Annotated in this window: 6 protein-coding genes and 1 pseudogene; 6 read left to right on the top strand and 1 reads right to left on the bottom strand. The window is 64.5% G+C overall.

What is annotated here, in order from left to right; all coding sequences use genetic code 11:
- The first annotated feature begins 394 nt into the window (after positions 1 to 394).
- The 4 genes from CEY15_RS17070 (at position 395) to CEY15_RS17050 (ending at position 8,394) form a co-directional block, all read left to right on the top strand.
- The gene (locus CEY15_RS17070) at positions 395 to 1,618 is read left to right on the top strand and encodes a DUF6361 family protein (protein ID WP_141244305.1); all 1,224 of its coding nucleotides are present in this window, start codon (positions 395 to 397) and stop codon (positions 1,616 to 1,618) included.
- On the top strand, positions 1,611 to 3,395 hold the full coding sequence (locus CEY15_RS17065; RefSeq protein WP_141244304.1) for a phospholipase D family protein: 1,785 nt from the start codon (positions 1,611 to 1,613) through the stop codon (positions 3,393 to 3,395). Before CEY15_RS17070 ends, CEY15_RS17065 begins: the two co-directional genes overlap by 8 nt.
- The gene (locus CEY15_RS17060; protein ID WP_095719421.1) at positions 3,392 to 6,514 is read left to right on the top strand and encodes a helicase-related protein; all 3,123 of its coding nucleotides are present in this window, start codon (positions 3,392 to 3,394) and stop codon (positions 6,512 to 6,514) included. The genes CEY15_RS17065 and CEY15_RS17060 overlap by 4 nt, the downstream gene beginning before the upstream one ends.
- Positions 6,515 to 7,962: 1,448 nt before the next feature.
- On the top strand, positions 7,963 to 8,394 hold the full coding sequence (locus CEY15_RS17050; RefSeq protein ID WP_245847706.1) for a hypothetical protein: 432 nt from the start codon (positions 7,963 to 7,965) through the stop codon (positions 8,392 to 8,394).
- On the opposite strand, the gene CEY15_RS17045 is transcribed toward CEY15_RS17050, so the two are convergent.
- Complete coding sequence (locus tag CEY15_RS17045; protein WP_095719420.1) at positions 8,382 to 9,638, bottom strand: IS256 family transposase; 1,257 nt, start codon at positions 9,636 to 9,638, stop codon at positions 8,382 to 8,384. The genes CEY15_RS17050 and CEY15_RS17045 overlap by 13 nt on opposite strands.
- Before the next feature lie 134 nt (positions 9,639 to 9,772).
- Between CEY15_RS17045 and CEY15_RS17040 the strand changes: the two are divergent.
- A pseudogene (locus CEY15_RS17040) lies at positions 9,773 to 10,912 on the top strand (IS1634 family transposase); the annotation flags it as partial.
- A gap of 38 nt (positions 10,913 to 10,950) precedes the next feature.
- Positions 10,951 to 11,671, top strand: a 721-nt coding sequence (locus CEY15_RS17035; RefSeq protein WP_141244303.1) for a DUF3375 family protein, incomplete at its 3' end; no start/stop codon positions are given.

Below are 11,671 nucleotides of genomic sequence, written 5' to 3'. Positions count from 1 at the left end.
TACCTGGCGCTCAAGGACGACGACCTCGAGGTGACCGCCAACGAGCACGAGGAGACCGTGATCCAGTACCACGAGGCCGGCAGGTCCATGCGTGCGGTGATGCCGCGGGTGGAGGTCAGGCGCCGATGAGCGAGGCAGACCGCGCTGCACCCGACCGCAGCGCATCAGCCGGTCACGCCGATGAGTGGCGGGGACCTGGGGGCATCGAGGCGCCGACAATAACTGCACCGGGCGTCATAATGATCGTGAATGCGCAGAACCTTACAACAGGCTGGCCATTCGGCGAGCGTCGCCTCGGCGTCGTCTTTACCTAACGCGCCACTGCACGAATCGCGACCACCCGGGCTGGCCAGATGACGCGCGTCCTTGCGAACCCGTAGTAACAATGGACCCCATGCCGTCACAGATCGCGTGGCTCGACGCGTCGAGCGAAGAGCAACGTCGGATGCGCGACATCATCCAGATGTTCACCGATCGAGAAGCCCGCGACGAACTCGGCATCGGCACTATCCGCGACGCCCTCAGCGACATTTTGTTCCCGGGCACATCGACCCTGCACACCCGGGCTCGATATCTACTGTTCATCCCGTGGATCTACACCCGAGCCGCGAACAGTCGACATCCCGTGAGGGAAGCCGAAGCCCTCGAACGGCGCCTGGTCACAGCGTTCGCGGACGCGGACGACTCGGACGGACTCCTCGGATCGAGGGTGGGGACCGCGCTCAAGACGCTGCCCTCGCAGATCTACTGGGCCGCCCTGGGGACGTACGGGATCAGGCGCGACGCCAGCGCCACGCGTGAGAGCATTCTGCTTGCCGACGAGAAGGAGATCATCGAGTCGGATGATCCTATCTCCGGGCCAAGAACCTGGCACGGCAGCATTCCCGCCCACCCGGAGGGGTTTCCCGCCGCGGTTCCCAGTGGGTTCACCCTCACCCGCGAGGAGGCCGAGTGGCTCCGCGACCGCATGGTTACTGCAGCCCCCGGAACCTTGCTGGAGTACTTCATCCACCACCCGCCGGAAGGGGGATTCAGCTTTCCGTGGCAGGACCCGGCCGCCCAGGGCGTCACCGGGCCGCTGCGCTTGCAGCTGGATCACGCCCGAGCGTTCTCGGCAGTGATGCACGGGGCGCAGCTCTTATACAACCTCATGCTCGCAGAAAGGTACGAGGCTGCCGGCTTCGAGGGGCACGAAGATCTCACCGACCAGTACGAGGAACTGATTGCCCAATGGGCGCAGCAACTGCCCACCGAAGTTCCGCTGGGCCAGTGGGATGTCCACGCGTTGATCGCCCTGGCGAACACTCAGCGCACCCGCCCAGTTCCAGACGCGACGCAACTGTTCGTGCACAACTGGACCGACCTGGTGCGTCAGCACTTTGCGCGCCAGGACCCCATCTCTACACTGACTGGGGCGTCGGCAGCGCGTGACCTCATCACCCGCCGGGAAAAGCAGACCAAAGGCCAGTACGGCCGCCTTCACTCGGACAAGCGGCTCTCATCGTGGGGTGGGGCATCCGGCGCGGCGCGGCTGACATTCAGGTGGAGCTACGTCCAAAGAATCCTCGAGGACCTGCACAACGGACTCGCCACGCCGGCGGAGGCGCTTCGTGCTTGAGCCACAGACGCGGATGGCGCTCACCGAGCAGTTGGCGCCCCCACCCGGATTCGAGCTCATCCACGCGGTGGGTACTACCTTCACTCTCGACCTCGAGACCGCATTGAGTGTTCCGCTGTCCTTCGCCTCCCGAAGGATCACCGCCGAGGACGGTGAACTGGGGATCTTCGAGGCACTGCGTCGTTCCACCGAGAAGGTGGACATCTTCGCCCAGGCCGGCGCGCTCTCGGCAGGGACGCAATCCAAACTGGTGGCGTTCCTCGAGGCGATGGTCCATCCCGTCACCCACCCAAGTGGGTTGTTCCATCCCAAGGTGTGGTTCCTGGAGTATGGGAACGACGACGACGAGTGCGTCTACCGATTCCTTTGCGCCAGCCGAAACCTAACCTCAGATCGCAGCTGGGATGTGATTCTCAGACTCGACGGGGAGATCCCCGATGATCGAGACTCCGCGGAAGCGCGGGAGATGAACGCCTCCCTCGTCGAGCTACTTCGGGCTCTGCCGACAATGGCAGTCCACCCGCTCGGCGAGGACAGGCGCGCGCGAGTGGACGCGCTTGCCGAGAGATGGTCCGAGATCGTCTGGGAGAATCCGCCCGGGCTTGAACTGCTGGAATTTCACGTGTTCGGACTCCAAGTGCCCCCCGAGCCGGATCTCGAAGGATCGCAAGCGCTTGTCATCTCACCGTTTGTGAGCGGTGAGCAGCTCGACACCATGCGGGCAGGAGTCACCGGGCACACCATTCTGCTCTCGCGGGCCGACTCGCTCGATCAACTCGAGCCGGCCAGTCTGACGGGGCGTATCGAGACCCGGGTCCTCTACGAGATGGCTGACGAAGATGCGGTGCAAGACCAGGGAAGCGAACGGCTCGTGGGTCTGCACGCAAAGGTCGTCGTGGTCGACTATCACCACAGCAGTCGGATGTTTCTAGGCTCGGCCAACGCGACCGTGGCGGGGTGGGGACACAACGTCGAGGTGATGGTGGAGCTGGAAGGTCGCCGCAGAACCGTAGGGACGAAGGCGGTCCTCGAGGCCATGGGTGAGCTGGTTGAGGACTATCCGACGGAAGGCGGTGGACCGGCCGACCCGAGCGAGGACGTCCGGTGGATGCTCGACGGAGTACTCAGGGAACTTGCTGCGCTGCGATTGACCGTGACGGTCACCGGATCCGGACCATACGAACTCCGAGTCACGTCGGCGGACCCAGTGCCCGGCGCCCGTGATAATGCGGCCGGTGCCCCCACGGTCCGGTGGAGGCCGCTGCGACACTCAGCCGAGTATGAGATATCCGAACTCGGCGGAGAAGGCGGCGTCATCACGAACGTCGCGCTGGCTGAGGTGACCCCGTTCATCGAGTTCATCGCTCGCCACGCGGACGGCACCACCCGACGCACGCTCGCACTGGCGCACCTCGAAGGCGATCCCCCGGATCGAGGTCAGGCGATCATTGCCGAGCAGCTCACCAGCCGGGAAGCGTTGGTCCAATTACTCAGACTCATGCTGGAGCTCACGCGATCTGGCTCTGCAGGAAGCTGGATCTTCGACCGCCGCGGGCAGTTCGCTGGCGCCGGGGTGGACCCTGGGTCCGGGGTAGGTCTCTTCGAAGCGCTTCTGCGAGCCGTCGCGGTGGGGCACGAGGGTCTGGAGGAGGTCAGAAAGCTCATCGACTATCTGTCCCGCCACGCCGGGGACGACGCCGTGGTCCCAGAGGGTTTCGAATCGTTGTGGGCCGCGGTGTGGTCGGCGCACGAACTGGCGGGCGGGGAAAGTTCATGAGCGACCTCGACCTGGAAGCTGTGCTGGCGGCCCTCAAGCCTTTCCAAAGGGCGGCGGTCGATCACGTGACCGAGCAGTCCTTCGGTCCCGGAGCCGACCAGCGTTCGGGACGGTTCCTCATTGCTGATGAGACCGGACTGGGGAAATCGATCGTCGCCAGGGGCGTCGTTGCCACCACGATCGACCACCTCCGCACCAACTCCTCAGGGCCGATCAACATCGTCTACGTCTGCAGCAACCAGGATCTGGCAAAGCAGAACCTTCGCCGCCTCAACGTGACCGGCGAGGAGGAGACCGAGGTCGCCACCCGTCTGTCGATGCTGGTGCAGAACACGGCGCTGGTCAGTTCTGATGACTCGTCTAGCGCAGTGAACCTACTCTCGCTGACCCCGGGCACGTCGTTCCACAACCGAGGGCACCGGCAGGGCAAGGCTGAGGAACGTGCGATCATCGCGCACTTGCTCGAGAAGTCTGAGCGCCCGGATCATCGGCTGCGCCGAGCGGGACGAGACGCCCTCCAGGGCATGGTCTGGTATCGCGAATCCTTCGATCAACTCATAGATCAGGTCGAACAGAAGCCTCTCGACCTGGCGATCGTGGAGCGCTTCGAACGAGACATCAGCGAATCCGGGGTACTCGACCGGTTCCGTAGGCTGCGAAGGGAGTATGCGGCTGATCCGGAAGGCGATGATGAGCGGTGGCACCGGACTCAGGAGAGCATCGCCGAGCTCCGTCGGACTCTAGCCACGGCCGGAGCGTCGATGCTCAAGCCAGATTTAGTCATCCTGGACGAGTTCCAGCGCTTCCGGGATCTTCTCGACCCTGACAGCGGCGAGGCGGGCGAACTCGCGCACGCGTTGTTCCTGCAGGAGCAGACCAAGGTGCTGCTGCTGTCCGCGACGCCGTACAAGCCGTTCACGCACGCGGACGAGGACGGCGAGGACCACTACAGCGACTTCATCGCGACGATCCGGTTCCTTTCCGATGGTCGCGAGGAATCGGTGACAGAAGCCCTCGCACGGTACCGGCGTGAACTCACCGCCGGCGGTGATGCCGCTGCTGCAGCGCGGGATGCACGCAGCGCACTGCTGCCGTATTTGACCCGATCGGAAAGGCCACCGTTGGGTGAGAACGAGGACCTGGTCAAGGTGGTCCCGCTGGGGTCTGGTGATCCGACTTCGGAGGACATCCGGGACTGGGTTGCGTTGCACCACTTGGGGGAAGCGATCGATGCTCCGGTCAGTCTCGAGCACTGGAAGTCGATTCCGTACTTCGCGAACTTTATGGACGGCTATCTGCAGGAGGTGCGGATCCGGTCAGCGAGGGAGGAACCGGAATCTGGGGATGGCATCGACCCCACGGTCACTGATGTGGCGCTCCGAGCGACACGATCACTGGACTCCCAGGCCCTGCGCCGGTTCGACCCAATCGATCTGGGGCACGGGCACCTGCGTGCGCTGGCAGATCGCACCGTCGGTGCCGGCTGGTGGGCCATGCTCTGGATACCTCCGTCGATGCCCTATCTGACACCCGGGGAGACGTTCGAACGCCTGGGAAATGAGGTGACCAAGTATGTCGTGTTCTCCGCGTGGTCGGGCGTACCCAAATCGATCGCCGGCCTCCTCAGCTATGAGGCGGACCGCCTGATCGCCCACGACCGGAGTTACTGGAAGGAAAATTCCCAGGAGGGGCGCGAGACCGTCACCAAAAACCGGCTCCAGTACCGGCTCGTGGACGGGGAGAAGGCGGGTGCGATGTCGACACTCGCGCTGTTCTGGCCACATCCGGAGCTGGCGTCGATCGGTGATCCCCTTGCCGCGGCGCGCCGGGCGGGACGGCAGGTCAGCGCGGAAGAGCTACTCGAGTTTGTCGATTCGGCGCTGGATGTCTCCGGGGCGGCGGAACACGCTTCCGATGCGTTCTTCGCCTACCCGGGAGCGCTCCCCGACGAGCTACTCGCGCTGTCGCCGGACGAGGTGCTCTACGACTTTCAGCACACGGAGGACGAGGAACCGACCGCTGGGCTCAGTGCTCGCGGCTTCGCCGTGCACGTGGAGGAAGCGCACGCCAAGGCATCACAGTCCGCGAATGGTGGGGCCGAGCGGGCCGGTCATCCGGACCTTGCACGCCTCGCCTCGTTCGCCCCCGGTGTTAGTGCGCTCGGCGCGATCCGTTCCGTCGCAGGCGAGGGCACGACCGAGGCAGGGCAATGGCGGGCTGCGTTCGTTGTGGCGGAGGGCTTACGCGCGCTGTTCAACAGGCCAGGATCGATGGCGCTGCTCGACACGCTTTACCGCACGGGCAAGACCCAGTGGCAGAAGGTGTTGGCCTATTGCGAGGACGGCAACCTACGCGCGGTCCTGGACGAGTACGTTTTCCAACTCCACAGTGAGCTCGGTGGGCGGGACATTGATGACGAGTCGCTCCTCTTTCTCGCCGAACAGGTGGCCGGGGCGGTCGGGATTCGGCGAGCAACCTATAGAGCGCACGAGACAACCCTCGATAGGGCACAGATCCAGCTGAGCTCGCGTTTCGCTCTGCAATACGGGGGAGCGAATCAGTCCGATGCAGGACAAGCGGTACGGCAGGGTGAAGTCAGGCATGCCTTCAACAGCCCCTTTGCCCCCTTCGTGCTCGCTTCGACCAGCGTCGGGCAGGAAGGGATCGACTTCCACTGGTGGTGCCACTCCGTCGTCCACTGGAACCTTCCGTCGAACCCGGTTGACTTCGAGCAGCGGGAGGGCCGGGTCAATAGGTTCGCCGGTCACGCCGTGCGAAAGAATGTCGCAGAGCGTCACTGGGCAGATGTGCTCGCGTCGCCGGATTCGAGGGCGTGGCGGGCGGCGTTCAATGCCGCCGAAAATGCGGAGACCGGGCTGGGCGAATTCTCTCCGTGGTGGGTCTATCCGGGATCGGCGCGGATCCACCGGGTCGTCGCCACATTCCCGATGAGCCAGGACATCGCCAAGTACAGACGGCTCACCAATGCGCTCACCTTGTACCGACTCACATTGGGCCAGCCGCGGCAGGAGGACATGGTCGAACTACTTGAGAGGCGTGGGCTCGCGACAGACCGGCTTCCTACTATCGACTTGAGCCCTCCGCCGGGGCGGGGTTGAGTTCGACAAACTCATCGGTCCGAACCTCGGTCTAGTAGAGGCCAAGCTGACGACCCGCTACAAGAAACATTTTATCTTCAAGATGCTGAGGAGCTAAAACGTGTCATCTTACGTTTTTACTATCGGACAAGGTGAGCTCGGGAATTGGGACATCTGTAAGGCGGAAAAACTTCTTGGAACGAAGTCGAGTCCATCCGCTCAATCGACTGCGCAGGGGCTGCGGCCCGGGGATGTGGTCTATATCTGGAAGTCGGGAGGGGCTAGAAAGGGAGGTGGGCTTATCGCAAAAGTAATGGTAACCGGGCGCGCAATTCCGGCGAGGGCGCGGGCGCCCTGGCCTAATCCGAAGGAGTACAGTTGGCTAATTCCGGTCGAAATTATGCATGAACTCGAAAGGTCGATTCCTGATAGCTTTCCAGGCAACAGGCGAGGGGTTCGATTTCTTGTGCAGAATACTGACCTGCAGAAGGGGCTGCGGGAATTAACTCCCGAGTCTGCTGCCGCGTTCGAGGATGCGTTTTACTGATCGACCTGAGTGCTGGCATCGCCTCCGGGGGTATCCCTAAGATCGGTGCGGCTTTCGATTCCGAGACAGCTCGACACAGCCCACGGCGGAAGATCTCGGGTAATGGGAACGCACGTACGTCTCCTGACGTCCTAGCTACCGGCTGGTTTTGAATGGATCCGATCGTGGGGAGGGCAGCCGTGGCTGCACGAAACATTCGGTCTGAACTCGGAATCGCGGGGAGGTCGGAGCGGGAGGCGAGTGTGGAAAGGTCTCGCGGTAAGAAGAGAAAGAGGGGCGACCAACAGTCCGCCGCCGGAGGACAGGCGTTGAACCGGTATAGTCGCGAGCTGACCAGAAAAATTGCTCGTCATCAGGACGAGCTGGCGTCACGCGAGATCAAGATTGCTGTTCTTTCTCGTGAACTCAAACATCCCGCGGGCCCACACCAGGCTGTGCGTAGTCTGCCACCGCGGAACATAACACTCGCAAGTAGGAGCTCGAGAAGCTAGAACAGCGAAGATGCGTGCTTCTTGAGGTTCTCGCAGCACACTCAACAGTTCTGCAGGCAGACGAGCCGGCACAGCGGAAGAGTGGGAAAAGCTGCGCACAAACTCTTCCGCACGAAAGGCCAACATCCGTCGTGCCCAAATCCGCGCCGGGACACCACCATTGTCCGGTCGGCGCCGAGCCACGCTGATCAGCCATCTGGGTTCTCTCCGCCCTCGCCCCGCCGCGCCCTCTTCACCCCCCGCTCCTAGACTGTCCCCTCGGCGCACGACCCGCCGTCACCGACAGTCACCCACCCTGACCTGACTTCCACAAGTTGACGCTGTTTTAGCGTTTCGGATTCCGGTTTGCGCTGGTAGGGCGAGTTCGGTGCTGGCGTTTGTGACACTAAACGGCCCGGTAGTTTGGGCGTGTGGGGTTGAAATTTCGGAAGGTGCCGACGGGGTCGGGGGCCACGGGCGTGCAGTTGGTCGAGTGGGCAGGCGGCCGGTTGGTGGTGCGCGAGCACCTGGGTTCGGCTCACACCCCCGGCGAGTTGGCGGCGTTGATCGAGGTCGCCAAGCAGCGCATTCAGGGCGATCAGCAGGCGTTTGACCTGGAATTGGGCGAGCGCGGCGCCGCGGTGATCGATGTGCCGGCGGCGACGGCCGCGCGGATCCAGCAGTCCACGGCGCGGATCTTGTGGCAAGGATTGACCGGTACGTACGCCAGGCTCGGTTTCGACGTGGTGGGCGATCAGGTGTTCCGCGACCTGGTACTGTGCCGCGTGGTGGAACCGACCAGCAAGTTGGACTCGGTTCGGGTCCTGGCGATAGTGCCCCGTGGCGTGGTGGGATTCGGATCGGCGTCTGGTCAGGCGCAGTGATCAACGAGTCCTGACTGAGTGTAGTCGCTACCGCTGTCGAGGGCCTGCTGCTTGACCGCGATGATTCGCCGCAGCTCGGTCATCGATGTCTCCGAGAGATAGCGGCGACCGACCTGCCACTCGTCGTGTTGGTCGATCACCACCGAGGTCGCCAGCCGCAGGAACGCTGCGGGATTGGGGAAGATCTCGACGACGTCGGCGCGGCGCTTGATCTCCTTGTTCAGGCGCTCGATCGGGTTGTTGGACCAGATCTTCTGCCAGTGACCCTTCGGGAACGCGGTGAACGCCAGGACGTCGGTCTTGGCCTCCCGCATCATCGCGGTGGCCTTGGGGAACGAGGCGGCGAACGTGTCGGTGACCTGGTCCCACTGCTCTGCCACGTCAGCAGGGTCGGTGTGGGCGAAGATCGTCTTGACCGCCGCGGTCACCGCGGGGGCGTGCTTAGCCGCCACCGCGCCGTGAAGGTTGCGCATGAAATGCACTCGGCAGCGTTGCCACGCAGCCCCGACGAATTGCTGCGCCACGGCCGCCTTGAGACCCGCGTGGGCGTCCGAGATCACCAGGTGCACCCCGGTCAGACCACGGGCCTTGAGCGAGCGCAAAAAGTCCGACCAGAACTCGTACGATTCGCTGTCCCCGACAGCGGTTCCCAGCACCTCACGGGTGCCGTCCACGGAGACGCCGGTGGCCACGACCATGGCGTGGGAGACCACGTGCGCCCCGATCCGAACCTTGCAGAACGTGGCGTCAGCGAACACGTACGGGAACTGCGTGTGCGCCAGCGTGCGAGTGCGAAACGCCTCGACCTCGGCGTCCAGGTCGGCGCAGATGCGGGAGACCTCAGACTTGGAGATGCCGGTGTCGACTCCGAGCGCGCGGACCAGGTCGTCGACCCCGCGGGTGGACACTCCGTGCACGTAGGCCTGCATGATCACCGCGTATAGGGCGCGGTCGACCCGCCGGCGGCGCTCGAGCAGGGCGGGGAAGAACGACCCCGAGCGCAGCTTCGGGATACGGGCCTCAATGTCCCCGGCGGGCGTGGAGACCGTCTTGGTGCGGTGGCCATTGCGGTGGGTCGTACGCCCCTCTGAGCGCTCGTAACGCTCGGCCCCGATCTTGGTGGCGGCCTCGGCCTCGATCAGTGCCTGCAGGCCGGCGCGGACCAGTTCGGCGAACATCGCCTGCGGATCGGCAGACAGCAGTGCATCAAGCTGGGCGTGTACGCCAGAATGGGAATGGGTCATCGCGTGGTGTGTCCTTACTGTGAGCTACTTGGCGGTAACTCATTGACCACTACGCGATGGCCCACCCCCTTGGCGGGCCGCCACACCGTCGCCAGCCAGATCCCCGGCCCCGAAACCCCACCACTCCACGGGACTTACCCGTCCTGGCCGAGTTGGGGACCAAACCACCGCACGTCAACACGCTCTACAACTGTCTACAGCGAGTGGTCGGCCGGGACTACCGCGCGCTGATCGCCACCGCCTGCTGGACCCACGTCACCCGCACCGGCGGCCCCGGTGTGGCGTTGGTGCTCTACGACCTGACGACGTTGTATCTCGAGGCAGAAAAAGAAGATGACCTGCGCAAGGTCGGCATGAGCAAGGAGCGCAAGGTCGATCCGCAGATCACCGTGGGCCTGCTGGTCGCCCGGGATGGGTTCCCGCTAGACGTGCACGTCTTCGAGGGCAATAAGGCGGAGACCAAGACGCTGATCCCGGTCATCACGGCCTTCCAGAAGCGCCACCAGATCAGCGACATGGTCGTGGTGGCCGATGCCGGAATGCTCTCGGCGGCCAACCTCAATGCACTGGAGGACGCGGGCCTGTCGTTCATCGTCGGCTCCAAGACCTCCCGGGCGCCCAAGGAGCTCGAGGAGCACTTCGGCCGCCGCGGCAACGCCATCCCCGACGACGGCGTCGTGGAGCTGATCCGCCCCATGGGGCAAGGCCGGGACCGACGAGACCGGCGGGTGGTCTGGCACTACACCTGGTCCCGCCATAAGCGTGACGAGCGCACCCTGAACGCGCAGATCGACCGCGCCCAACGCGTGGCCGACCGGGCAGAACCACTCAAGAAGCAGCGGTTCGTCAAGGTCACCGACCAAAAGGTAATCCTGGACGAGGTCTCGATCCAGCGGGCCCGCGAATCTGCAGGTTACAAAGGGTATGTCACCAACATCGCCAGCGAGGTCATGGACGGCCATGCCGTCGTGGCGGCCTATCACGACCTCTGGAAGGTCGAGCAGTCCTTCCGCATGGCCAAGGCCGACCTGAGGGCCCGCCCGATCTTCCACCGCACCCGCGACGCGATCGAAGCTCACCTGACCGTCGTGTTCGCCGCCCTGGCCGTGGCCCGGCACCTGCAGGATTCCACCGGCATGTCGATCAAGAAGATCGTCACCACCCTGCGGCCCCTGCGCACCGTCACCGTCGCCATCGGCGACCACGAAATGCTTGTCGAACCCACAATCCCGGACGCCGCACGAGCCGTCATCGACGCGATCAACGCAGGGTGACACTAAAACTTGTGGAAGTCAGGCCTGAGGAGCCCCACGTGGAGTACGCGCAGATCGAGGCGCTGCGCGAGCGGCATCCCGCCTGGCGGATGCTGCGCGCCACGCACGCGCCGCTGCTGCTCTCGGTGCTGGGTCGGTTCTTCGTGGAGGAGGGCCGGGGCGCCAGCTCGGAGGGCGAGTTGGTGGCGGCGCTGGACGATCAGCTCTACGCCATCAACGCCCAGGACCCGGAAAACCCGCGGTTCCTGCGCACGGCCGCCGAGTACCTGGCGGACTGGGCCGGCCCGGAGTCGGGCTTCCTGCGCCGCTTCTACCCGCTTGGCGCCGACGAGATCCACTACGACGCCACCCCGGCCCTGGAAAAGGCCTACGCCTGGGTGCAGGGCCTGGCCGAGCAGTCGTTCGTCGGTACGGAGTCGCGCCTACAGACCGCGGTGGACCTGCTGCGCCAGATCGCCCAGGGCACCGAGTCCGACCCCGCCAAGCGCCTGGACCAGCTCGAGCGCCGAAAGCAGGATATCGAGCGGGAGATCGCCCAGCTCCGCCAGGACCCGCAGTCCGGCCTGCTCGACCGCACCGCGGTGCGCGAGCGCTACCAGCAGTTCGCCACCACCGCCCGCGAACTGCTGGCCGATTTCCGCCAGGTGGAGGAGAACTTCCGTGCCCTGGACCGCTCGGCCCGCGAGCGCATCGCCACGTGGCAGGGCAGCAAGGGCGAGCTGCTCGCCGAGCTGGTCCACGGCCGCAGCATGATCGACT

The sequence above is a fragment of the Dietzia natronolimnaea genome (genome assembly GCF_002289575.1).
GTDB classification, from domain to species: Bacteria; Actinomycetota; Actinomycetes; order Mycobacteriales; family Mycobacteriaceae; genus Dietzia; species Dietzia natronolimnaea_A.
The sequence above is the reverse complement of the archived record's forward strand: the minus strand, read 5'-3'. Positions and strand labels throughout refer to the sequence as shown.